Raw genomic sequence first — 23594 nt, forward strand, 5'->3', positions numbered from 1 at the left:
TTGACGACTCCTGTCTTAGCGTGCCGACTGAATAGCCGCAGAGGACTGTTCAAAGTGATAGCGGCCGGTTTTCAGGCTGCTAGGTCCTTTGCGGGCAAACTTGAACATCAGGAACAGTTCAGCCACCAGGAACAGCGTGTACAGACCGCAGATCAGCAACATTGAGAAGATCAGATCGCCCGCGGTTAATGATGAGTTAGCCACCGCCGTCGGCAGGACCTCACCAATCGCCCACGGCTGACGGCCGTATTCGGCAACAAACCAGCCCGACTCCACGGCAATCCACGGCAGCGGCAGGCCGTAGAATGCGGCGCGCAGCAGCCATTTTTTCTCGCCGATGCGGTTACGGATCACGCTCCAGAAGGAGGCGCCTATAATCAGCAGCATCAGGATGCCGCACGCCACCATGATACGGAAGGCGAAGTACAGCGGTGCGACGCTTGGAATGGAATCTTTGGTCGCTTTGGCGATCTGCTCTTCCGTGGCGTCAGCGACGTTCGGGGTATAGCGCTTCAACAGCAGGCCATAACCGAGGTCCTTCTTCACGTTATTGAACTGGTCACGCACGGCCTGATCGGTTGAACCGGCGCGCAGCTGTTCCAGCAGCGCGTAGGCTTTCATGCCGTTACGGATACGCTCTTCGTGCTGAACCATCAGATCCTTGAGGCCGATAACCGGCTTGTCCACCGAGCGGGTAGCAATGATGCCCAGCGCGTAGGGGATCTGGATCGCAAAGTGGTTGGTCTGCGCATTCTGATCGGGAATACCAAACAGGGTGAAGGCCGCCGGCGCAGGCTGGGTTTCCCACTCTGCTTCGATAGCCGCCAGTTTGGTTTTCTGCACGTCACCCATTTCGTAACCGGATTCGTCACCCAGCACAATAACGGAGAGGATCGCCGCCATACCGAAGCTGGCTGCGATGGCAAAGGAGCGCTTGGCAAAGGCGAAGTCGCGACCTTTTAGCATGTACCAGGAGCTAATCGCCAGGATGAACATCGCGCCGGTGACATAGCCCGACGCCACAGTGTGAACGAATTTCACCTGGGCGACCGGGTTGAGCACCAGTTCAGAGAAGCTGACCATCTCCATACGCATGGTTTCGAAGTTGAAGTCCGATGCGATAGGGTTCTGCATCCAGCCGTTGGCGACAAGGATCCACAGCGCGGAGAGGTTGGAACCCAGCGCAACCAGCCAGGTGACGGCCATGTGCTGAACTTTGCCCAGACGATCCCAACCGAAGAAGAACAGACCTACAAAGGTGGATTCGAGGAAGAAGGCCATCAGACCTTCAATGGCCAGCGGCGCACCAAAGATATCGCCCACGTAGTGTGAGTAATACGACCAGTTAGTCCCGAACTGGAACTCCATGGTCAGACCGGTCGCCACACCCAGCGCGAAGTTGATACCAAACAACTTGCCCCAGAATTTGGTCATATCTTTATAAATCTGTTTGCCGGAAAGGACGTAGACCGTTTCCATGATGGCCAGCAGGAACGCCATACCGAGCGTTAGCGGCACAAACAGGAAGTGGTACATCGCGGTCAAGGCAAACTGTAAGCGCGACAGTTCGACTATATCTAACATCATGACTCCTTGCTCATCGCATGAAGACTCCGAAAATGAACCGAGAAGCTCTGGCTCATACGCATGCCCCAATACAAATTTATTTGTCGCCCGTCCACAGCAGGTTTCAATCGAAGGTAAAACCATGCCAGGGTAAGGTTACAAATACGTTAACGAAAAACCCAATTGATTCCCCAATATATTACGCCGCAATAACCTTACAATAAATATGTTTTTATTGTTCCAGTTTTACATTTTTCGACGGTGATCAATATATAGTGAAGATGGCTGAATTCAGCCAATTTGACTTGAGACAATTTAACGTTTTTTGAGGGATTTTTCCAAGGATTAAGTATTGATATAAATCAATTTTTACTCTATGTGTTAATTATTTAGCCCAATAAAGAATATTGGTGAACTTAATGTTAATTAAGTGTTTAAATTATGGCTTTTCCAGTTACTAAAAAGAGAGATATGAGAATCATAGGTAATATTATTTAACGTCGTGGAAAAAAACAAAAAAAGGAACTGTTCCGAATAATGTTAGACCGCTCACAGTATTTTATCTGCTTCCTTATCCCCTGCCCCACGCTTTTTCGCTGCCGCTTTTGTTTCCCTACGGTACAGCCGGGGTATATTTTTTTAGTCACTACAGCGCATAGAAAATACTTATTAAATAATAAATTAAATCAATATGATAGATAGGGCTTTTCGCAGAAAATCAATTCGTTGTTGGCGCTGCGGTTCTGACGAGACGGGATAACGGTCACAAAAAAGGCCACCTGACGGTGGCCAACCATGTCGAAATCGGACAGATTTCTGCTTGCGGACAAGCAGAGAGGGTTTACTTGATAATAGCTTTCAGCGCTTCGCCGATGTCGGCCAGGCTGCGAACAGTTTTCACACCCGCCGCTTCCAGCGCTGCGAATTTCTCATCCGCTGTACCTTTACCGCCGGCGATGATAGCGCCCGCGTGGCCCATACGCTTGCCTTTCGGCGCGGTAACACCCGCGATGTAGCCGACAACCGGCTTAGTGACATGATCTTTAATATAAGCAGCCGCTTCTTCTTCCGCGCTGCCGCCGATCTCACCGATCATGACGATCGCTTCGGTCTGCGGATCTTCCTCGAACATCTTCAGGATATCGATGAAGTTGGAGCCCGGGATCGGGTCGCCGCCGATACCGACGCAGGTAGACTGGCCGAAGCCGTAGTCGGTGGTCTGCTTAACCGCTTCATAGGTCAGGGTGCCGGAACGGGAAACGATGCCCACTTTACCCGGCTTGTGAATGTGACCCGGCATGATGCCGATTTTGCACTCGCCCGGAGTGATAACGCCCGGGCAGTTCGGGCCGATCATACGCACGCCCGCTTCGTCCAGCTTCACCTTCACGGTCAGCATATCCAGCGTTGGGATACCTTCGGTGATGGTGATGATAAGCTTAATGCCCGCGTCGATCGCTTCCAGGATGGAATCTTTGCAGAACGGCGCCGGAACGTAGATCACGGTCGCGGTCGCGCCGGTCGCTTCAACGGCTTCGCGCACGGTGTTGAACACCGGCAGGCCCAGGTGAGTGGTGCCGCCTTTGCCTGGCGTCACGCCGCCAACCATTTGCGTACCGTAAGCGATCGCTTGTTCAGAGTGGAAGGTCCCCTGGCTACCGGTGAAGCCCTGGCAGATAACCTTGGTATCTTTATTGATTAAAACTGACATTATTTCCCCTCCACTGCGGCAACAACCTGCTGTGCTGCGTCCGTCAGACTTTTCGCTGCAATAATATTCAGGCCGCTGTCAGCCAGTTTTTTCGCGCCCAGTTCGGCGTTGTTACCTTCCAGACGAACCACAACCGGAACGTTAACCCCTACTTCCGCTACCGCGCCGATGATGCCGTCAGCGATCAGGTCGCAACGCACGATGCCGCCGAAGATGTTAACCAGCACCGCTTTAACGTTGTCGTCAGAGAGGATGATTTTGAACGCTTCGGTCACGCGCTCTTTGGTCGCGCCGCCGCCTACGTCGAGGAAGTTAGCCGGTTCGCCGCCGTGCAGCTTAACGATGTCCATGGTACCCATCGCCAGGCCTGCGCCGTTAACCATGCAGCCGATGTTGCCGTCCAGCGCGACGTAGTTCAGTTCCCACTGCGCCGCCTGCGCTTCACGTGGGTCTTCCTGAGACTGATCGCGCATTTCGCGCAGATCCGGCTGGCGGAACAGCGCGTTGCCGTCAGCGCCCAGTTTGCCGTCGAGGCAGATCAGGTCGCCCTGCTTGGTGATCACCAGCGGGTTGATCTCGATCAGCGCCAGGTCGCGCTCAAGGAAAATGGTCGCCAGACCCATGAAAATCTTGGTGAACTGCTGAACTTGTTTACCTTCCAGACCCAGTTTGAACGCCAGTTCACGACCCTGGTAAGGCATCGGGCCCGCCAGCGGATCGATGGCGATCTTGTGGATCAGGTGCGGGGTCTCTTCCGCCACTTTCTCGATTTCCACGCCGCCTTCGGTAGACGCCATGAACACCACGCGACGGGAGCTACGGTCAACAACCGCGCCCAGGTACAGCTCTTTGTCAATATCGGTCGCCGCTTCAACCAGGATCTGGTTAACCGGCTGGCCGTTCGCATCTGTTTGATAGGTCACCAGACGTTTGCCCAGCCAGTGCTCGGCAAATGCGCGGATCTCTTCTTTGCTCTTAACTACTTTCACACCGCCCGCTTTGCCGCGGCCACCAGCGTGAACCTGACATTTCACTACCCACGGACCCGCGCCGATTTTTGAAGCGGCTTCTTCTGCTTCACGCGGAGTAGTACAGGCATAACCCACCGGCGCCGGTAAGCCATAGCGGGCAAAAAGTTGTTTTGCCTGATATTCATGTAAGTTCATGTGTTCAGTCCATCCTTCAGGGTGTAATTATCTTTAAACCTGTAGGCCTGATAACGGCGCTAACGCGTGTTATCCGGCCTACGGTAGGTAATACGCTTGCTGACTACACGTCCAGCAGCAGACGGGTCGGATCTTCCAGCAGCTCTTTAATCGCCACCAGGAAGCCTACCGATTCACGTCCGTCGATCAGACGGTGGTCATAGGAGAGCGCCAGGTACATCATCGGCAGGATCTCTACCTTGCCATTGACCGCCATCGGACGGTCTTTAATGGCATGCATACCCAGAATAGCGCTCTGCGGTGGGTTGATGATCGGCGTGGACATCAGGGAGCCGAAGACGCCGCCGTTGGTAATAGTGAAGTTACCGCCGGTCAGGTCGTCTACGGTCAGCTTGCCGTCGCGGCCTTTCACTGCCAGCTCTTTGATATTCTTTTCGATATCCGCCATGCCCAGCAGGTCGACGTCACGCAGAACCGGGGTGACCAGACCGCGCGGAGTGGATACGGCCATGCTGACGTCGAAGTAGTTGTGGTACACCACGTCGTCGCCATCGATGGAAGCGTTCACTTCCGGATAGCGTTTCAGCGCTTCCACTACCGCTTTCACGTAGAAGGACATAAAGCCCAGGCGGATGCCATGACGTTTTTCGAACGCCTCACCGTACTGCTTACGCAGATCCATGATGGGCTTCATGTTGACTTCGTTAAAGGTCGTCAGCATGGCGGTAGAGTTTTTCGCTTCCAGCAGACGTTCGGCTACGCGTTTACGCAGGCGGGTCATCGGGACGCGTTTTTCCGAACGGTGGCCCAGCTGCGGCGCCGGCGCGGCTGCCGGGGCGGCGGCTGGCGCTTTGGCTTCTGCCGGCGCCGGGGCTTTCGCCAGATGTTTCTCAACGTCTTCGCGGGTCAGACGGCCGCCGACGCCAGTGCCTTTGATGGCCGCTGGGTCAAGGTTGTGTTCAGCCAGCAGACGACGGATCGCCGGGCTCAGCGCGTCGTTGTTCTGCTCTTCCAGAGAGGCCTGCTGACGCTGCGCCGGAGTGGACGCTTTCGCATCGGCTTTCTCGCTGCTTTCTTTACCTGCGCTGTTGCCTTCGCGCAGGCGGCCAAGGATCTGGCGAGACAGGACGGTGGCGCCCTCGTCTTCCAGCACTGCATCCAGAATGCCGTCCGCTGATGCCGGTACTTCCAGTACCACTTTGTCAGTTTCGATTTCGACCAGAACTTCGTCACGGACGACCGCGTCGCCCGGTTTTTTGTGCCAGGTGGCGACGGTTGCGTCAGCTACGGACTCAGGCAGGTCGGGAACCAGAATATCTACGCTACTCATTGTGTATCCTTTAATTAATCGACGTTCAGCGCGTCATTGACCAGATCTTGTTGCTGTTTCTGGTGAACGGACATATACCCTACCGCCGGAGAGGCGGAGGCCGGGCGGCCTGCATAACGCAGAGAGGCCCCAAACGGAATCACTTCACGGAAGTGATGCTGGCTGCAGTACCATGCGCCCTGGTTGAGCGGCTCTTCCTGGCACCAGACAAAATCATGCACGTGCGCATACGCTTTCAGCGCTTCCTGCACCGCCTGATGCGGGAACGGATAGAGCTGCTCGATACGAACGATAGCGACATCTTTTTGCTCGTTTTTGCGGCGCTGTTCCAGCAGGTCGTAGTAAACCTTACCAGAGCACAGCACAACGCGCTTCACAGCCTGCGGATCAAGTTGATCGATTTCACCAATAGCCGGCAGGAAAGTGCCGTTCGCCAGCTCATCCATGCTGGAGACCGCCAGCGGATGACGCAGCAGCGACTTCGGCGACATCACCACCAGCGGACGACGCATACCGCGCAGCGCCTGGCGACGCAGCATGTGATAAACCTGTGCCGGCGTGGACGGCACGCAGACCTGCATGTTTTGTTCAGCGCACAGCTGCAGATAACGCTCCAGACGCGCGGAGGAGTGCTCCGGGCCCTGGCCTTCGTAACCGTGCGGCAGGAGCATCACCAGGCCGCACATCCTTCCCCACTTCTGCTCACCGGAGGAGATGAACTGGTCGATCACCACCTGCGCACCGTTGGCGAAGTCGCCAAACTGCGCTTCCCAGATGGTCAGAGTGCGCGGCTCGGCGGTGGCGTAACCATATTCGAACGCCAGCACCGCTTCTTCAGACAGTACCGAGTCCCAAACGCGGAACTGGCCCTGGCCGTTATGGACATGCTGCAGCGGCGTGTAGGTTGAACCATTGGTCTGGTTATGGATCACCGCATGACGGTGGAAGAAGGTGCCGCGGCCGGAGTCTTCGCCGGACAGACGAACCGGAATACCTTCGTCAACCAGCGTGGCGTAGGCCAGATTTTCGGCGCCGCCCCAGTCAAACAGCTTCTCGCCTGCCGCCATCGCCTGGCGGTCGGCGTAAATTTTCGCCACGCGGGACTGCATTTCGATACCTTCCGGTACCGTGCTGATGCGTTTGGCCAACTCCTGCAGACGTTTCGGCTCAACTTTATCCGGATAGCTCTCGTCCCACTCGTGGTTGAGGTACGGCGACCAGGTAAAGGAATGCATATTCATCGGACGCCATTCCTGCACCACGCATTCGCCGGCATCCAGCGCATCGCGATAGAGGTTAACCTGCTCGGTCGCATCTTCCAGAGTCGCCACCTTCTCCTGCTCCAGCTTGTCAGCATAGATTTTGCGCGGAGTCGGATGCTTTTTGATCTTCTGATACATCAGCGGCTGGGTTGCGCTCGGCTCATCGGCTTCGTTGTGGCCGTGACGGCGGTAGCACACCAGGTCAATGAAGACATCGCGTTTAAAGGTATTGCGGAAATCAAGCGCCAGACGGGTGACGAAGGCGACCGCTTCCGGATCGTCCGCATTGACGTGGAAAATCGGCGCCTGCACCATTTTACCGATGTCGGTGCAGTACGGCGTTGAGCGCGCATCCAGCGGGTTAGAGGTCGTGAAGCCCACCTGGTTGTTGATAACGATGCGCACGGTACCGCCCACTTCGTAACCGCGGGCTTTGGACATGTTCAGAGTTTCCTGAACCACGCCCTGGCCGGTGACGGCGGCGTCGCCGTGGATGGTAATAGGCAGAACTTTGTTGCTGCTTGGCTCGTCCAGACGATCCAGACGGGCGCGTACGGAACCGATAACCACCGGGCTGACGATCTCGAGGTGCGACGGGTTAAACGCCAGCGCCAGGTGCACCAGACCGCCTTCGGTTTCCATATCGGAAGAGAAGCCCATGTGGTACTTCACGTCGCCGGTGCCGAGGTGTTCTTTATGTTTGCCCGCGAACTCGTCGAACAGGTCCTGCGGTTTTTTACCCAGCACGTTGACCAGCACGTTCAGACGGCCGCGGTGCGCCATGCCCAGCACCACTTCGCGGGTGCCGCTTTTGCCTGCATGGCGGATCATCTCTTTGAGCATCGGGATCAGGGCGTCGCCACCCTCCAGCGAGAAGCGCTTCGCCCCCGGGAATTTGGCGCCGAGGTAGCGCTCCAGACCTTCCGCGGCGGTCAGTTCGCTGAGGAAGCGTTTTTTCTCTTCCGCGGTAAAGCTCGCTTTGCCAGCTACCGATTCAATGCGCTGCTGGATCCAGCGTTTTTCTTCGGTAGAGGTGATATGCATGTATTCCGCGCCGATGGAGCCGCAGTAGGTTTGCTTGAGGGCGGCAATCAGCTCGCCCAGCTTCATCGTGTCTTTACCGATGGCAAATGAACCTACGTTATAGCTTTCCTGGAAATCGGCCTCGGTCAGATCGTGGTAGGCCGGATCGAGATCCGCCACTCTCTCTTGCTTCCACAGCCCCAGCGGATCGAGATTCGCATGCTGGTGGCCACGGAAACGGTATGCGTTGATGAGCTGCAGGACTTTAACCTGCTTCACATTGGTGTCTGGGTCGGAAATCGAAGAAGTGTAACGTGAGGCATCCTTCGCCAGTCGACGGAAATAATCACGCGTTTTGGAATGAAATTGATCCGGTTTAACTCCGGTGCCAGGTAACTGCTGGAACATTGAACGCCAGTTGGCGTCAACAGAGTCAGGATCGGTTAAGAAGTCTTCATAGAGCTGTTCTATCCAGCTCTGGTTCGAACCAGAGAGGTAAGAAGAGTCCAGCCAGGCTTTCATTGCGCCGTTCTGCATCGTGATCCCTTAAGCATTCATATGCTTATTTCGCCGTAGAAACTACCACGCACACCGAGTGCACGTGCCGGGGTTCACTTGTTGCGGACGAGTTGTGGTTTCTATCCGCTAAGGAACCTTTAAAAACTGCCATTAATCTTCAGCGTTCAGGCTGCGGTTGCGTTGGCTGCCTTCGCTTACCCCGGTCACATAGTTCACTATGCTCCCGGGGATGCGCTCAGTTGCCGCCTTACCTCGCACTGAACGCCTCGATTACTGGTACATCTTGTGGCGGTTTTTAAAGATTTCCTGCTATATCCCCCGGCGGCGCTAACGCTTGCCGGGGCTACTGCTTTGGTAGCCCGGATAAGCGCTAGCGCCATCCGGGACAGACCGTGTTGCTTACGCGCTGCGCTGCAGCAGCATCGACTTAATATGGCCGATGGCGCGCGTCGGGTTCAGCCCCTTCGGACACACACTGACGCAGTTCATAATGCTGTGACAGCGGAATACGCTGAAAGCATCGCTCAGGCCGTCCAGGCGCTCGCTGGTTTCGGTATCGCGACTGTCGATCAGGAAGCGATACGCGGCCAGCAGGCCAGCCGGGCCGATGAACTTGTCCGGGTTCCACCAGAACGACGGGCACGAGGTCGAACAGCAGGCGCACAGAATACACTCGTACAGCCCGTCGAGTTTCTCACGCTGCTCAGGCATCTGCAGATGCTCACGAGCCGGAGGATTTTGCCCATTATTCAACAAGTAAGGCTTAATCTTCTCATATTGTGCATAGAATTGCCCCATGTCCACCACCAAATCACGGATAACCGGTAATCCTGGCAGCGGACGGATAACAATCTTCTTGCCCGGCTGATTCAGCGCGGAGATTGGCGTGATGCACGCCAAACCGTTTTTCCCGTTCATGTTCAGACCATCGGACCCGCAGACCCCTTCACGGCAGGAGCGGCGGAACGACAGCGACGGATCTTTTTCTTTCAGCTGGATCAGCGCATCCAGCAGCATCATGTCGCGACCTTCTTCCGCTTCAAGGGTGTAATCCTGCATGTGCGGAGCGTCGTCAACATCCGGGTTATAGCGATAAATTGAAAACTCGAGTTTCATTTTCCTGTCTCCGCATTAGTAAGTACGAATCTTCGGCGGGAATGCCGGACGCAGTTTCGGTTCCATATTGACGCTACGACGCGTCATGGATTCCGACTCTGGCAGGTACAGGGAATGGCACAGCCAGTTTTCATCATCACGATCCGGGAAGTCGAAGCGGCTGTGGGCGCCACGGCTCTCGGTACGGAAGTTAGCGGATACGGCGGTCGCGTAGGCGGTTTCCATCAGGTTATCCAGCTCCAGGCACTCAACGCGCTGGGTGTTGAACTCGCTGGAGGTATCGTCGAGACGGGCGTTTTTCAGGCGCTCGCGGATCACTTTCAGTTGCTCCAGACCTTTGTGCATCGCATCGCCTTCGCGGAACACCGAGAAGTTATGCTGCATACATTCCTGCAGCGCTTTACGAATCGCCACCGGATCTTCACCAGAGCGGGTGTTGTTCCAGCGGTTGAGGCGATCCAGCGAGCCTTCGATATCGGATTCGCTAGCGTCGCGCAGCGTGCCCTGCTCGGCAATGGATTCCTGCAGATGCAGGCCCGCCGCGCGGCCGAAGACCACCAGGTCGAGCAGCGAGTTGCCGCCCAGACGGTTGGCGCCGTGGACCGATACGCAGGCGATTTCGCCTACCGCGAACAGGCCCGGGATCACCACGTCTTCGCCCTTCTCATTCACGGTCAACGCCTGGCCGGTGACTTTGGTCGGGATACCGCCCATCATGTAGTGACAGGTTGGGATAACCGGGATCGGCTCTTTCACCGGATCGACGTGGGCAAAGGTACGGGAAAGTTCAAGGATACCCGGCAGACGAGATTCCAGAACCTCTTTACCGAGGTGATCCAGTTTCAGTTTCGCGTGCGGGCCCCACGGACCGTCGCAACCGCGGCCTTCGCGGATTTCGATCATGATGGAACGCGCCACCACGTCACGGCCCGCAAGGTCTTTAGCGTTCGGGGCATAACGCTCCATAAAGCGTTCGCCGTGTTTGTTCAGCAGGTAACCGCCTTCGCCGCGGCAACCTTCGGTAACCAGAACTCCAGCCCCGGCGATACCGGTCGGGTGGAACTGCCACATTTCCATATCCTGCACCGGCACGCCGGCGCGGATGGCCATCCCGACGCCGTCACCCGTATTGATGTGGGCGTTGGTGGTGGACTGATAGATACGGCCTGCGCCGCCGGTCGCCAGCACGGTGGCGCGGGCTTTAAAGTAGACCACTTCGCCGGTCTCGATGCACAGGGCGGTACAACCGACTACCGCGCCGTCCTGGTTTTTCACCAGATCGAGGGCGTACCATTCGGAGAAGATAGTGGTGTGGTTTTTCAGGTTCTGCTGATACAGAGTGTGCAGCAGGGCGTGACCGGTACGGTCAGCCGCCGCCGCGGTACGCGCCGCCTGTTCGCCGCCGAAGTTCTTCGACTGGCCGCCAAACGGGCGCTGATAAATACGGCCATCGTCAAGACGAGAGAACGGCAGTCCCATGTGCTCCAGCTCAAGAATCGCTTCCGGGCCGGTCTTACACATGTATTCGATGGCGTCCTGGTCGCCGATATAGTCCGACCCTTTTACAGTGTCGTACATATGCCATTCCCAGTTATCTTCATGGGAGTTACCGAGCGCGACGGTGATGCCACCCTGCGCGGATACGGTATGGGAACGGGTAGGGAACACTTTGGAGAGCAGTGCACAGGTCTGTCCGCTCTGGGAAATTTGCAGCGCCGCGCGCATACCTGCGCCGCCGGCACCGATGACAACAGCATCAAACTCTCTGACTGGCAATTTCATTACACACCCCACACCACAACAAATCCATAAAGAACGTAAGCCACCAGCGCCACAACGATAGCCAGTTGCAGAACCAGGCGCAGAGCCAGTGGTTTAACGTAGTCTGTTAACACCTGCCACATCCCGATCCAGGCATGGATGAGAATGGAAACGAGAGCCAGCAGAGTGAAGACTTTAGTGAAGCCGGAGGCAAAGAATCCGGTCCACACTTCCCATGAGATTTCACCGGTGGTGGCGAAGAAGCCAACCATGTAGATGATGTAGAGGGTCAGAACGATGGCGGTAGCACGGACCAGGATAAAGTCATGTACGCCGTTGCGTCCCAGTGCTGAGGCGTTGCTTACCATACGAGGACTCCTGCGAGAAGTGAAAGCACGACAGTAATAACAAAAGAAATTTTGGCGGAACGTTTCCCTGCTTCGAGGGTTTCGTCAAGGTAGCCAAAGTCCATCATCAGATGGCGAATACCGACAACGACGTGATAGGCCAGCGCGGTGAGAATGCCCCACATGATGAACTTCACAAAGAAGCTATCCATGATGGAGGCCGCCGTCAGAAAACCTTCTGGGGAGGAAAGGCTGGTGCCCAGCAGCCAAAGCAGAATTCCGACCGCCACGAAGGTGATGACACCGGAAACGCGATGGAGAATGGACGCTATCGCCGTGATTGGGAACCGTATCGTTTGTAGATCCAGATTGACAGGTCTTTGTTTTTTTACATTTCTTACCATGAATAACGCCCACATGCTGTTCTTATTGTTTCCTTCCTCCGGTCTGCTTGCGGGTCAGACAGCGTCCTTTCTATAACCAGAAGTCATGTTAAAACGTCTTTTCAGGCATTAAAACATCACTAAACAACGCTGGGTGGCTCGGGATTGCAGGGTGTTCCGGAGACCTGGCCGCAGTATAGGCCGTTCACAAAATCATTACAATTAACCTACATATAGTTTGTTGGGTTTTCTCCGGAACAGTGATCAAGGTCACGATACCAACATTTTTTTAATTTTTAATCACCTGATTTGACAAATATTAAACATTCTTGTTACAACCATTACCAGTTAAATGCAATAATGCTCAAAAGTTATGGGGTCACTCTTTCACCTGAGAATAAGTTATGTAACAGTGTGTCAGTATTGACCGATGTAATCAGGACAGTTATTAGTGGTATATAGGTTTTAATATTCGGACTGCTAAAACGCTGATTTGCTGTTGTTTCACCGCAGCCCTGAAGGACGTGCCATCAAGCGCCGTTGCTCTGTACCCTGCCCTTTTCGCTGACGCAGAGCTGTGTGCAACATAACAAACTGGTAACGTATGCAGGCGCGGGCCGAAAGCAAATCCACCACCCGGCAGTCTTAAGCAATAAAGGCGCTAAGGAGACCATAAATGTCTGATGCTAAAGCAAAAATCACCCTGGGTGGTGACACTGCTATTGAACTGGATGTGCTAAAAGGCACGCTCGGTCAGGATGTTATTGATATTCGTAGTCTTGGTTCAAAAGGCGTATTTACCTTTGACCCAGGTTTCACATCAACGGCTTCTTGTGAATCTAAAATTACGTTTATCGATGGTGACGAGGGGATCCTGCTGCACCGCGGCTTCCCGATCGACCAGTTAGCGACCGAATCTAATTATCTTGAAGTCTGTTATATCCTGCTGTACGGCGAAAAGCCGACTCAGGCCGAATATGACGAATTCAAAACTACCGTCACCCGCCACACCATGATTCATGAGCAGATCACCCGTCTGTTCCACGCGTTCCGTCGCGATTCCCACCCGATGGCGGTGATGTGCGGGATCACTGGCGCGCTGGCGGCGTTCTATCATGATTCCCTCGACGTGAATAACCCGCGTCACCGCGAGATTGCCGCCTACCGTCTGCTGTCCAAAATGCCAACCATGGCAGCCATGTGTTACAAATATTCTATCGGCCAGCCGTTTGTTTATCCGCGCAACGACCTCTCCTACGCCGGCAACTTCCTGCGCATGATGTTTGCGACACCGTGCGAAGAGTATGAAGTCAATCCGGTGCTGGAGCGCGCGATGGATCGTATTCTGATCCTGCACGCCGATCACGAGCAGAACGCGTCGACCTCCACGGTACGTACCGCGGGCTCCTCCGGCGCTAACCCGTTCGCCTGTATCGCTGCGGGCATCGCCTCCCTGTGGGGACCGGCACACGGTGGCGCCAACGAAGCGGCGCTGAAAATGCTGGAAGAGATCAGCTCCGTTGAGCACATTCCGGAATTTGTTCGTCGTGCGAAAGACAAGAATGACTCTTTCCGCCTGATGGGCTTCGGCCATCGTGTTTACAAAAACTACGATCCGCGCGCCACCGTGATGCGTGAAACCTGCCATGAAGTGCTGAAAGAGCTGGGCACCAAAGACGACCTGCTGCAGGTGGCCATGGAGCTGGAGCATATCGCGCTGAACGACCCGTACTTCATCGAGAAGAAACTGTATCCGAACGTCGACTTCTACTCCGGTATCATCCTGAAAGCGATGGGTATTCCGTCCTCAATGTTTACCGTTATCTTCGCCATGGCGCGTACCGTGGGCTGGATTGCGCACTGGAACGAAATGCACAGCGATGGCATGAAGATCGCCCGTCCGCGTCAGCTGTATACCGGCTACGCCAAACGCGATTTCCAGTCCGACATTAAGCGTTAATCTCACTGTCCGGATCATAAAAACGCGCCTGCTGGCGCGTTTTTTTATGCCTGATAACGCGCTTCATGCTGAAATCGCCCACCAGCCGGCTTAATGCTGGCATCCTGGACACCAGTAAAATGGACGCGAGGAGAGCGTCGTCTTCTCAATGATTCCCCCACAGCGTTCGCACCTTTCCCCATCGCGATGGAAGACCTTAAAGCGAAACAGCGCGCCATGATGCTTGTTGTCATCCACCAGACCGCGAGTACGATAGGACAGCCGCGGGATATCGAGCAGCGCGTGCGCCAGCGCATCCAGCTGACTGTCGCTCAGTTCAGCGGCTTTACGCTTCCCGCTTAATCCCACCTGCCAGAGAATTTCCACCCGCAGATAGTTTCCGAGCCCGGCAAGAAAAGCCTGATCCAGCAGCAGGCCGGAAAACTGACGATTGCGGAATTTGGCCGACAGCAGCCGCGCTTTCACCTGCTCCGCGGTTAACGTCATGTCCAGCACGTCCGGTCCGACGCGCAGCAAGAACGGATGGTTGGCAACCTGCTCCGCCGTGAGGATATCAATGTCCGACGCGCTGTAGAGCAAAATCGCCTTGCTGGCGGTCTGCAGCCTGACGCGCAGTACGCGGTTCGATTGCGGCTCAACGCCGGCATCCACCACACGCCAGACGCCGTACAGCTGGTTATGGCTATACAGGGTCAATCCGCCGGAGAAGTGGGTTAACAGGGCCTTGCCGCGGGTGGCGATATGGGTCACCCGCTGACCAGTTAGCTGAGTTTGATAGGGTTGCAACTGAGGAAAGGCGAACCAGACGTTGGTTAAGGGTTCGCCTTTGATTGCCGCCTCCAGTTTATCCGCCGCACGGCGGATCTCCGGACCTTCCGGCATACTGTCATCCTTCTGTTAATGGGTGGCGCCGCCGCCAATTTTGACATCGTCATCCTGTTCAAGGGCGACGGCAATCGCCGTTTCCAGCGCCTCGCGTACCGTCGCGACCGACATACTCGCCTCGCCGGGGTGGGCCGCCGCCTGTTCAGGCAGATACGGAATATGGATAAAACCGCCCTTCTGCCCGCTTTTTCCCTGCAGCTGATGCAGCAAACCATACATCACGTGATTGCAGACGAAGGTGCCCGCGGTTTGCGACACCGAGGCCGGGATCCCCTGCTGGCGCAGCGCGCTAACGATCGCTTTGATCGGTAGCGTACTGAAGCAGGCCGCAGGGCCATTAGCGACGATCGGCTCATCGATCGGTTGCTGGCCTTTATTGTCGGGGATCCGCGCATCATCGACATTGATTGCTACACGTTCGACGGTAATATCGACACGGCCGCCGGCCTGTCCGACGGCAATCGTCAGCCGCGGTTGATAGGTTTCCAGCGCCGCCTTCAGCACCGTCAGCGCTTCGCCGAATACGCAGGGTAACTGTTTAGCCACCACCTGCTGTCCGCGAATAATCATGCCATCCAGCTGCTTAACCACTTCCCATGAAGGGTTAACCGTTTCGCCGCCGAACGGCTCAAAACCGGTAATCAATACGCCAGCCATCATCCCTCCTTACAGGAACATCAGGAAATAGAGTAAGAATACATTGACGATAAGCAGCAGGATACCGGTCGGTATCTGGGCTTTAATCACCGCGTTTTTATCCGGCAGTTCCAGCAGCGCCGCCGGCACAATATTGAAGTTCGCCGCCATCGGCGTCATCAGCGTGCCGCAGTAGCCGGAAAACATACCAATCGCCGCCATTACCGCCGGATTGCCGCCGTGCTGCAGGACTAAAATCGGAATGCCAACTCCGGCGGTCACAATCGGGAAAGCGGCAAAGGCGTTGCCCATCACCATTGTCAGCACCGCCATGCCGATGGCATACACAGCCACGGCGATAAAGCGGTTATCGACCGCCAGATAGTGCTCGGTCAGCCATGAAATGCTGGTTCCGACGCCCGCTGCGGTAAACAGCAGCCCCAGCACCGCGAGGATTTGCGGCAGGATAAAGGCCCAGCCGACGGAATCAAGCAAACGGCGCGCTTCCTGCATTGGCTGCGCCACCGTTTCATGCGTCATACGAATCGCCATCGCCAGGCCAATCAGCGTACCGACAGTCATCGAGAACAGAGTAATCAGCGTCGCGTGGTTGCCCGGTCCGAAGAGCGCCACCTGCCATGAGGGAAGATTGTTAAACAGCAGTACGCCAATGACGGTGACGACCGGAATCGCCAGCGCCGGAAAGAAAAGTTTGTTGCCGAGGCGTTTCGCGCTGGCGGTTTTCTCTTCCTGGGTACGCTGATGGTAGCTGCCGAGGCGCACGCCGCCAAAACCGGCGATCAGCGCCAGGATGACCACCACCCCGCCGACAGCGATATTCACCGTACGCTTATCGCCCACCAGTTGATATGTCCAGTCGCCGAGCAAGAACACCAGCCCGTACAGGCCCCAGAACAGACCGGTTGTCAGACGTCGCGGATTGCTTTTGTCGCGCCAGGACATGATAGCCACGACCAGCAGTACCGCGCCGGCCAGCCAGTATAAATAGGTTTGCTGGAAATTCATGCCGCACCGCCTTTCGCCTGTCCGGCGTTTATCCGGTCCAGCTCGCGCTGGAGATGGCGATCGAGTCGCCACAGGCGCGCGGCGTGGATCAGAAAGGCGCAGATCGCCGTCGGGATCCCCCACAGGGCAATATGCAACGGTTCTGTCTGGATCCCACCCGACTCCAGCATAAAGTTGTGCATGAAGATGATCGCGCCGAAGGCGACAAAAATATCTTCGCCGAAGAACAGCCCGACGTTATCGGTCGCCGCCGACATCGCGCGCAGGCGGTAGCGTACATTGCCCGGCAGCGGGCCAAAGCGCTTTTCCGCCGCCCCCTCCGCCATCGGCGCCAGCAGCGGGCGCACCATTTGCGGATGTCCGCCGAGGCTGGTCAACCCCAGAGCGGCGGTGGCTTCGCGCACAAACAGATAGACGATCAGCAGACGTCCGGCGGTCGCGCTATGGATCTTCGCGATCCACGCCTGCGCCCGCTCTTTCAGACCATGGCGCTCCAGCAGCCCGATCACCGCCAGCGGCAGCAGCAGAATAAACGGCAGATTACGGGTATTCAGGAAGCCCTCGCCCAGTTTCTCCAGAATAGTGGCTATTGGCATATGCGCCGCCACGCCGGTGACGATCCCGGAGATAATCACCACCAGCACCGGGTTAAAGCGTAATACAAAACCGACCACAATCACGGCAATGCCGATTAGCGGCCAGAGGGATATCGCCTCTTGCATAATAACGTCCTGTTCAGTTGTGAGTATTGTGAGTGTTGTTAATTATTTGATTTAATTATTATTAATAACTTAGGCGGACTATTACTCGAGGTCCGCGCTGACGTCGATATTCCGCCCGGCAAACGCGGCGCGCAAGCGCCGGGCGAAATCGAGCGCGTGAGCGCCATCGCCATGCAGGCAGACCGTTTCCGCCTTAACATGCGCCCATTCGCCGCTCAGGCTGCGCACCCGATTGTGCTGCACCATTTCCAGCGTTTGCGCCAGCGCCTGCTCTTCGCTCTCAATCAGCGCGCCCGGTTGGCTGCGCGGCACCAGGCTGCCGTCGGCCTGATAGCCGCGATCGGCGAAGACTTCCTGGCGCGTCGTCAACTGATAATGCTGTCCGGCGCGGATAAGCTCGCTGCCCGCCAGCCCAACCAGCACCAGGTCGGCGTCGGCATCGCGCACCGCACGGGCGATAGCGTCGGCCAAAGGCGGCTCTTTCGCCGCCTGGTTGTACAACATGCCATGCGGTTTGACGTGCCGCAGCTCGCCCCCCTGGGCGTGTACGATTGCCGCCAGCGCGCCAATTTGGTACAGCACCTGGGCGTAGACCGTCTCTGGCGGTAACTGCATCGCGGTTCGACCGAAATTTTCCCGGTCCGGGAAGCTCGGGTGTGCGCCAATAGCGACGCCGTTTTTCAGCGCCTCGCGCACGCATTGCTGCATGAGAACCGCATCGCCGGCGTGAAAGCCGCAGGCGATATTGGCGGAAGAGACCAGCTGCAGCAGCGCGCTATCGCTGGCGCAGCCTTCGCCGAGGTCGGCATTTAAATCAATTTTCATCGCTTAATCTCCAGGCCAGTTGTTCAAGGTAGCGCTGCTGGTCGGCGCGCGCTTTTAGCGCTTCCTCCAGCGAACAGGGGACGAAATGGATCGGCTGACCTAGCGGAATTTGCGCCAGTTGGTACATATCGGCTTCAATAATGCAGGCTATACGCGGATAGCCGCCGGTGGTTTGCGCATCGTTCATCAACACAATCGGCTGGCCGTTATGCGGTACCTGTACCACGCCGGGCAGCAGGCCATGAGAGAGCATTTCCCGGTCGGTTGTGCGCCTGAGCGGCTGCCCCTGCAGGCGGTAGCCCATACGGTTGCTCTGCGGACTCAGCTTCCACGGCGAGCGCCAGAAAGACTCCTGCGACACGCTGTCGAATTCGTGATACTCCGGCCCCGGCAGCGCGCGAATAATATTGCCTATCGGCAGCTGTTTAACGCCGCGCGAGGCGCTAAAGCGGCGGGACGATTTCCCAATCTTCACTTGATCGCCATCCTGCAACCGGCGCCCTTCGATTCCGCCGATACCGACTTTCAGATCGGTAGAGCGGGAACCTAAAACTTCAGGGACATCAATACCGCCCGCGACCGCCAGATAGCTGCGGATCCCATGCTGAGGATTTTTCAGCACCAGCCGCTGCCCGGCCTTCGCCTCCATTCGCCAGCCCAACCAAACCGGCGCGCCGTCGAGCGTCGCTTCACAGGCGGCGCCGGTCAACGCGAACCAGCAGTGGCGGGTAAACTGCACATCGATCTGACCCAGCGTAATTTCCAGCGCCGCCGCCTCCGGCGCATTGCCCACCAGCAGATTGGCAATGGTCATCGCCGGTTTATCCAGCGCGCCGCAGCGGCTAATCCCCCACTGGCGCTGGCCTTCCCGGCCGCCATCCTGTACCGAGGTATACATGCCGGCGCGGATAAATTTCAACATACCCCCTCCTTCTGCGGCACAAAGCGCACGCGATCGCCGGAACGCAGCAGCACCGGCTCTTCACGTTTTGGATCGAATAATGCCAGCGGCGTGCGCCCCAGCAGCTGCCAGCCGCCCGGCGTCGCCAGCGGATAAATACCGGTTTGCGATCCGCCGATACCGACGGATCCCGCCGGTACCAGTACGCGCGGCTCGGCGCGACGCGGCATCGCCAGCTGCTCCGGCAGGCCGCCAAAATACGGAAACCCCGGCTGGAAACCCAGAAACCACACCATATACTCCACCGAAGAGTGCAGTTCGACCACCTGCTTTTCGCTCAAACCGCTATGGCGCGCGACGTCGCCAAGATCTGGTCCCGCCTCGCCGCCGTAGATAACCGGGATACTTATCTCACGGGATTCCGGCTCCAGCGCATCGCTCTCTTCCCACCAGCGCTGCAGCTTGTCAATCGCCTCCCACGCCATCTCCTGCGGACGACGCAGCACAACGGTGATGTTGTTCATCCCCGGGATCACTTCAACCACCTCTTCGCGATCGGTCAACCGCTGCGTCAGGCCCCAGATACGTTTTTGGCTCTCCAGGGTCACCGGAGGCTCAAGCTCCAGGACCACCGCCGTTTCACCTAACAGATAACAACGCGCTCGCTGCACTTTCTTCTCTCCCGTCAGGCAGGGTTAGGAATATCAATAAAGGTAACATCCAGATCGGTCGTTTCCGTCAGCCATTCGCTGAGGGCGCGAATGCCGCCCCGCTCGGTGGCGTGGTGGCCGGCGGCATAAAAATGCAGGCCCTGCTCGCGGGCAGAGTGAATAGTTTGTTCCGACACTTCGCCGGTGATAAAGGCGTCCACGCCAAAGCGCGACGCGGCGTCGATAAAGCTCTGGCCGCCGCCGGTACACCAGGCGACGCGGCTGACGGTGTCCGGCCCGGTATCGCCGCACCACAGCGGCTTACGCCCCAGTCGCGCTTCGATCCACGAGGCCAGTTCGAGGCCGGAAACCGGCATCGACAGCTCGCCCCACGGCACCAGCGGTTCGATTTCGCCGAGCACGTTAATCCCCAGCAGATGCGCCAGCTGCGCGTTATTGCCCAGCTCCGGATGGGCATCCAGCGGCAGGTGCCAACCGTAGAGATTGATATCGTTGGCCAGCAGGGTTTTCAGGCGACGGCGCTTCATGCCGCGGATCACTGGCGATTCGTTTTTCCAGAAATAGCCGTGATGAACAATCACCGCATCCGCCTGCAGACGGACGGCCTCATCCAGCAGTGCCTGGCAGGCCGTCACTCCGGTGACGATCTTGTGCACCGTTTCGCGTCCTTCCACCTGCAGACCGTTAGGGGCGAAGTCACTGATGGCCGCACTATTGAGCTTGTCGTTAATCAGTTGTTCCAGTTCGCTATTTTTCATCGCCACTCCAGCAGATAATCAGGTTATACAAAGGCATAACATAACCATATCCATTCGGGTCGTCGATAGTCCGCTACCGTCACTGACCATGACTTTTTAACGAATCCCGCAATTTGTCTATTCATCCCGCCGCGCATTAGTGTATATTTATGCACTAATAAAGCATATTAAATAATCAGAAAGCCCCTCAAGCCATGAATATGACTGATAAATCGCTATTCATGCAGAACGATCGACTTTCGCTTTACGCCAGGAAACACACTTCATATGCAGACAACATCATCGCAGCCGCGGGCGATCTACTACGTCGTGGCGCTGCAAATCTGGGAGTACTTTAGCTTTTACGGCATGCGCGCCCTGCTGATCCTCTATCTCACCAATCAGCTCAAATATGACGATAACCATGCCTACGCCCTGTTCAGCGCCTACTGTTCGCTGGTTTATGTGACGCCGATCCTCGGCGGCTATCTGGCCGATAAGCTGTTAGGCAACCGGATGGCGGTCATGCTCGGCGCGCTGCTGATGGCCATTGGCCATCTGGTGCTCGGGGCCAGCGAAACCGCTCCGGTTTTCCTGTACCTGTCGCTGGCGATCATCGTCTGCGGCTACGGGTTGTTTAAATCCAACGTCAGCTGTCTGCTGGGCGAGCTGTACGAACCCGCCGATCCGCGTCGCGATGGCGGCTTTTCGCTGATGTATGCCGCCGGCAATATCGGCTCGATTATCGCGCCGATCGCCTGCGGCTACGTACAGGAGGAGTATAGCTGGGCGATGGGCTTTGCCCTGGCGGCCATCGGCATGGTCGCGGGGCTGGTGATTTTCCTCTGCGGCAACCGTCATTTCCAGCATACCGCTGGCGTCAACCGCCAGGCGCTGTGCGCGCGCCGCTTCCTGCTGCCAAACTGGGGCTGGCTGCTGGTGTTGCTGGTTACCGCCCCGCTGCTGATTGCGGTACTGTTCTGGCAGGAGTGGTCGGTGTATGCCCTGATCGTGGCCACGGCCATTGGCCTCGCGGTACTGGCGCGGATCTACCTGCGCGCCGAAACCGATAAACAGCGCAAGGATCTGCGCCTGATCGTCGTCCTGACCGCCTTCAGCCTGCTGTTCTGGGCCTTCGCCCAACAGGGCGGGAGCTCCATCAGCCTGTATATTGACCGCTTCGTTAACCGCCATATCATGAGCTACGAAGTCCCTACCGCTATGTTCCAGTCAATCAACGCCTTCGCGGTGATGCTCTGCGGGATGGTGCTGGCGTGGCTGGTGAAAGAGAGCGTGAACGGCAATCGCACCGTGCGCATCTGGGGGAAATTTGCCCTCGGTCTGGGCCTGATGAGCGCCGGCCTCGCAGGCGTCATTCGACGCCGCCGGAGCGGTGAACTACTCCATTGACGCCTACATTACCGTCTTCAGCCAGATCACCTGGGGCGCGCTGGCCTGCGTCGGCGTGGTGCTGGTCATCTGGCTGTATCATTCGCTGAAAGTCAGGACCCGCCGTCTGGCGGTGGAGTAATTCCTTTTCTGGCGGCCTCCCAGGCCGCCAGCGTCTCCTGCCGCGCCTGCTTGTGATCAACTATCGGGCGCGAATAATCCAGCGTGATCCCTTGTTTATCCGCCCACGCCCACGGCTGATGCAGGGCCTTCTCCGGCACCTTTGCCAGCTCCGGCAGCCAGCGACGTATAAACACCCCCTGTTTATCAAACTTTTCGCCCTGGGTGGTGGGATTAAATATGCGGAAATAGGGCGCGGCGTCGGTGCCCGTTGAAGCCGCCCACTGCCAGCCGCCGTTATTCGCCGCCAGGTCGCCATCAATCAGCTGGCTCATGAAATAGCGCTCGCCCGCCCGCCAGTCGAGGCGCAAATCTTTGGTCAGGAAGCTGGCGACAATCATGCGCAACCGGTTATGCATCCAGCCGGTGGCGTTAAGCTGGCGCATGGCGGCATCAACAATTGGAAAACCGGTCTCCCCGCGCTGCCAGGCCTGTAGGGAGGCCTCCTCTGCGCGCCAGGCGACCTTATCTGTCCAGGCAGTAAATGGCCGCCCTTTACAGAGCTTCGGATAGTAGACCATCAGATGGCGGTAAAACTCGCGCCAGATCAGCTCGTTAAGCCAGGTGGCGCCGGCTCCGCCGTCCAGCGCGGCGGGATGTTCCGTCAGCAGACGATGCAGGCACTGGCGGGGGGACAGCACGCCGATGGCCAGGCAGGGCGACAGGCGACTGGTCCCTTCCACGGCCGGGAAGTCGCGCTGCCCCTCGTAATCCGCCGCCGCTTGCTGACAAAACGCGCGCAGACGCGCCAGCGCCGTTTTTTCATCCGCGGCAAACAGCAGCCCGTCAAACGGCGTTTGCGGGTAGTTAAGCTCAGGCAGCGGCGGCGCCTGGCGGGCAGGCGCCTGGCGCGGCTTCGGGGCCGCCACGCACGCCGGCAGCCCGTCCCGCAGACGGCGAATAAACGCATTTTTAAACGGGGTGAAGACTTTATACATTTCGCCGCCACCGGTCAGTACGCTGCCGGGCGGCAACAGGACGCTGTCGTCAAAGCCCTGGCAAATCACGTCGCACAAGGTGTTCTCAACGGCGGCATCGCGCTGGCGTTCATTGAATTCGTACTGATAGTTGTAGAACAGGTGACTGACCTGATGCTGCTGGCAAAAATCGGCCAGCCGTTCGACGCTGGCGGTAAAATCGTCCGCCTCTTCTACCCACAGCGGTATGCCCCGTTCCGCCAGCGCGGCATGCAGACTCTGTAAATGGCTGGCGATAAAAGCGGCCTGCCGTGGCGCCAGGTGATGTTCACGCCACTGCCCCGGGGTGGCGATATACAGCGCCAGCACCTGCGCCTGCGGATCGCGGCAGGCGGCAGCCAGCGCCAGGTTATCGTGAATGCGTAAATCCGTGCGTAACCAGACCAGATGGGTGGCCATATCACTCCTTATTATCCGTCAGCAATACTCATCTTATGATCTAAGCCGGCAAAAATAGCGCGCTCCGGCAAAATACGCACCTGCCAATTCCAAGGCGGCGCA

The 23594-nt window shown here is 57.1% G+C and carries 19 protein-coding genes and 1 pseudogene; 2 read left to right on the forward strand and 18 right to left on the reverse strand.

What is annotated here, in order from left to right; all coding sequences use genetic code 11:
- Window positions 1–15: 15 nt before the first annotated feature.
- The 9 genes from cydA to sdhC form a co-directional block, all read right to left on the reverse strand.
- Window positions 16–1584, reverse strand: a complete 1569-nt coding sequence (cydA, locus tag AB1E37_RS17800; protein WP_002895047.1) for a cytochrome ubiquinol oxidase subunit I — start codon at window positions 1582–1584, stop codon at window positions 16–18.
- 823 nt (window positions 1585–2407) lie between these two features.
- On the reverse strand, window positions 2408–3277 hold the full coding sequence (sucD, locus tag AB1E37_RS17805; RefSeq protein WP_002895043.1) for a succinate--CoA ligase subunit alpha: 870 nt from the start codon (window positions 3275–3277) through the stop codon (window positions 2408–2410).
- Window positions 3277–4443, reverse strand: coding sequence for an ADP-forming succinate--CoA ligase subunit beta (gene sucC, locus AB1E37_RS17810; protein ID WP_002895039.1), 1167 nt, complete (start codon window positions 4441–4443; stop codon window positions 3277–3279). The genes sucD and sucC overlap by 1 nt, the downstream gene beginning before the upstream one ends.
- 103 nt (window positions 4444–4546) lie before the next feature.
- Entirely contained in the window at window positions 4547–5773 is a 1227-nt protein-coding gene (gene odhB / locus AB1E37_RS17815; protein WP_004142209.1) for a 2-oxoglutarate dehydrogenase complex dihydrolipoyllysine-residue succinyltransferase, read from the reverse strand.
- A gap of 14 nt (window positions 5774–5787) precedes the next feature.
- A complete protein-coding gene (gene sucA, locus AB1E37_RS17820; RefSeq protein WP_004147623.1) occupies window positions 5788–8595 on the reverse strand; it encodes a 2-oxoglutarate dehydrogenase E1 component in 2808 nt (935 codons plus the stop codon).
- 381 nt (window positions 8596–8976) lie between these two features.
- Window positions 8977–9693 (reverse strand): succinate dehydrogenase iron-sulfur subunit SdhB, encoded by a 717-nt coding sequence (gene sdhB, locus AB1E37_RS17825; RefSeq protein WP_002894954.1) that lies wholly within the window; start codon window positions 9691–9693, stop codon window positions 8977–8979.
- Between the two features lie 15 nt (window positions 9694–9708).
- Window positions 9709–11475: a succinate dehydrogenase flavoprotein subunit gene (sdhA, locus tag AB1E37_RS17830; RefSeq protein WP_004179067.1), complete on the reverse strand. Its 1767-nt coding sequence runs from the start codon at window positions 11473–11475 to the stop codon at window positions 9709–9711.
- Window positions 11475–11822: a succinate dehydrogenase membrane anchor subunit gene (gene sdhD, locus AB1E37_RS17835; protein WP_002894949.1), complete on the reverse strand. Its 348-nt coding sequence runs from the start codon at window positions 11820–11822 to the stop codon at window positions 11475–11477. Before sdhD ends, sdhA begins: the two co-directional genes overlap by 1 nt.
- The gene (gene sdhC, locus AB1E37_RS17840) at window positions 11816–12220 is read right to left on the reverse strand and encodes a succinate dehydrogenase cytochrome b556 subunit (protein ID WP_004142216.1); all 405 of its coding nucleotides are present in this window, start codon (window positions 12218–12220) and stop codon (window positions 11816–11818) included. Before sdhC ends, sdhD begins: the two co-directional genes overlap by 7 nt.
- Before the next feature lie 640 nt (window positions 12221–12860).
- On the opposite strand from sdhC, the gene gltA reads away from it, so the two are divergent.
- Window positions 12861–14144 carry a citrate synthase gene (gene gltA, locus AB1E37_RS17845; protein WP_002894943.1) on the forward strand — a complete coding sequence of 428 codons (1284 nt, stop codon included), beginning with the start codon at window positions 12861–12863 and terminating at the stop codon, window positions 14142–14144.
- A gap of 90 nt (window positions 14145–14234) precedes the next feature.
- On the opposite strand, the gene nei is transcribed toward gltA, so the two are convergent.
- The 8 genes from nei to AB1E37_RS17885 form a co-directional block, all read right to left on the reverse strand.
- The gene (nei, locus tag AB1E37_RS17850) at window positions 14235–15026 is read right to left on the reverse strand and encodes an endonuclease VIII (RefSeq protein ID WP_004223693.1); all 792 of its coding nucleotides are present in this window, start codon (window positions 15024–15026) and stop codon (window positions 14235–14237) included.
- A gap of 15 nt (window positions 15027–15041) precedes the next feature.
- Window positions 15042–15686: a pyroglutamyl-peptidase I gene (gene pcp, locus AB1E37_RS17855; protein ID WP_004223691.1), complete on the reverse strand. Its 645-nt coding sequence runs from the start codon at window positions 15684–15686 to the stop codon at window positions 15042–15044.
- Window positions 15687–15695: 9 nt separating this feature from the next.
- Window positions 15696–16691: a DUF979 domain-containing protein gene (locus AB1E37_RS17860; RefSeq protein ID WP_004223689.1), complete on the reverse strand. Its 996-nt coding sequence runs from the start codon at window positions 16689–16691 to the stop codon at window positions 15696–15698.
- Window positions 16688–17413 (reverse strand): DUF969 domain-containing protein, encoded by a 726-nt coding sequence (locus AB1E37_RS17865; protein WP_002894928.1) that lies wholly within the window; start codon window positions 17411–17413, stop codon window positions 16688–16690. Before AB1E37_RS17865 ends, AB1E37_RS17860 begins: the two co-directional genes overlap by 4 nt.
- A gap of 81 nt (window positions 17414–17494) precedes the next feature.
- The gene (gene pxpA, locus AB1E37_RS17870; protein ID WP_004176856.1) at window positions 17495–18238 is read right to left on the reverse strand and encodes a 5-oxoprolinase subunit PxpA; all 744 of its coding nucleotides are present in this window, start codon (window positions 18236–18238) and stop codon (window positions 17495–17497) included.
- Complete coding sequence (gene pxpC / locus AB1E37_RS17875; RefSeq protein WP_004147614.1) at window positions 18228–19160, reverse strand: 5-oxoprolinase subunit PxpC; 933 nt, start codon at window positions 19158–19160, stop codon at window positions 18228–18230. The genes pxpA and pxpC overlap by 11 nt, the downstream gene beginning before the upstream one ends.
- A complete protein-coding gene (pxpB, locus tag AB1E37_RS17880) occupies window positions 19154–19810 on the reverse strand; it encodes a 5-oxoprolinase subunit PxpB (protein ID WP_004176857.1) in 657 nt (218 codons plus the stop codon). Before pxpB ends, pxpC begins: the two co-directional genes overlap by 7 nt.
- 14 nt (window positions 19811–19824) lie before the next feature.
- A complete protein-coding gene (locus AB1E37_RS17885) occupies window positions 19825–20568 on the reverse strand; it encodes a type 2 GTP cyclohydrolase I (protein WP_004223686.1) in 744 nt (247 codons plus the stop codon).
- A 267-nt stretch (window positions 20569–20835) separates the two neighbouring features.
- Between AB1E37_RS17885 and dtpD the strand changes: the two are divergent.
- A pseudogene (gene dtpD / locus AB1E37_RS17890) lies at window positions 20836–22078 on the forward strand (dipeptide permease DtpD).
- Here dtpD and phrB read toward each other — a convergent pair.
- Entirely contained in the window at window positions 22050–23492 is a 1443-nt protein-coding gene (gene phrB, locus AB1E37_RS17895) for a deoxyribodipyrimidine photo-lyase (protein ID WP_004152225.1), read from the reverse strand. The pseudogene dtpD and the gene phrB overlap by 29 nt on opposite strands.
- Window positions 23493–23594: the final 102 nt, after the last annotated feature.

The sequence above is a fragment of the Klebsiella sp. Shm-1 genome, from assembly GCF_040804525.1.
In the GTDB taxonomy this organism is placed as follows: domain Bacteria; phylum Pseudomonadota; class Gammaproteobacteria; order Enterobacterales; family Enterobacteriaceae; genus Klebsiella; species Klebsiella pneumoniae.

What these genes read in the sequence shown, in the direction of transcription:
- cydA (WP_002895047.1), bottom strand. Translation starts at nt 1,584, where the DNA reads ATGTTAGATATAGTCGAACTGTCGCGCTTACAGTTTGCCTTGACCGCG.
- sucD (WP_002895043.1), bottom strand. Translation starts at nt 3,277, where the DNA reads ATGTCAGTTTTAATCAATAAAGATACCAAGGTTATCTGCCAGGGCTTC.
- sucC (WP_002895039.1), bottom strand. Translation starts at nt 4,443, where the DNA reads ATGAACTTACATGAATATCAGGCAAAACAACTTTTTGCCCGCTATGGC.
- odhB (WP_004142209.1), bottom strand. Translation starts at nt 5,773, where the DNA reads ATGAGTAGCGTAGATATTCTGGTTCCCGACCTGCCTGAGTCCGTAGCT.
- sucA (WP_004147623.1), bottom strand. Translation starts at nt 8,595, where the DNA reads ATGCAGAACGGCGCAATGAAAGCCTGGCTGGACTCTTCTTACCTCTCT.
- sdhB (WP_002894954.1), bottom strand. Translation starts at nt 9,693, where the DNA reads ATGAAACTCGAGTTTTCAATTTATCGCTATAACCCGGATGTTGACGAC.
- sdhA (WP_004179067.1), bottom strand. Translation starts at nt 11,475, where the DNA reads ATGAAATTGCCAGTCAGAGAGTTTGATGCTGTTGTCATCGGTGCCGGC.
- sdhD (WP_002894949.1), bottom strand. Translation starts at nt 11,822, where the DNA reads ATGGTAAGCAACGCCTCAGCACTGGGACGCAACGGCGTACATGACTTT.
- sdhC (WP_004142216.1), bottom strand. Translation starts at nt 12,220, where the DNA reads ATGTGGGCGTTATTCATGGTAAGAAATGTAAAAAAACAAAGACCTGTC.
- gltA (WP_002894943.1), top strand. Translation starts at nt 12,861, where the DNA reads ATGTCTGATGCTAAAGCAAAAATCACCCTGGGTGGTGACACTGCTATT.
- nei (WP_004223693.1), bottom strand. Translation starts at nt 15,026, where the DNA reads ATGCCGGAAGGTCCGGAGATCCGCCGTGCGGCGGATAAACTGGAGGCG.
- pcp (WP_004223691.1), bottom strand. Translation starts at nt 15,686, where the DNA reads ATGGCTGGCGTATTGATTACCGGTTTTGAGCCGTTCGGCGGCGAAACG.
- AB1E37_RS17860 (WP_004223689.1), bottom strand. Translation starts at nt 16,691, where the DNA reads ATGAATTTCCAGCAAACCTATTTATACTGGCTGGCCGGCGCGGTACTG.
- AB1E37_RS17865 (WP_002894928.1), bottom strand. Translation starts at nt 17,413, where the DNA reads ATGCAAGAGGCGATATCCCTCTGGCCGCTAATCGGCATTGCCGTGATT.
- pxpA (WP_004176856.1), bottom strand. Translation starts at nt 18,238, where the DNA reads ATGAAAATTGATTTAAATGCCGACCTCGGCGAAGGCTGCGCCAGCGAT.
- pxpC (WP_004147614.1), bottom strand. Translation starts at nt 19,160, where the DNA reads ATGTTGAAATTTATCCGCGCCGGCATGTATACCTCGGTACAGGATGGC.
- AB1E37_RS17885 (WP_004223686.1), bottom strand. Translation starts at nt 20,568, where the DNA reads ATGAAAAATAGCGAACTGGAACAACTGATTAACGACAAGCTCAATAGT.
- phrB (WP_004152225.1), bottom strand. Translation starts at nt 23,492, where the DNA reads ATGGCCACCCATCTGGTCTGGTTACGCACGGATTTACGCATTCACGAT.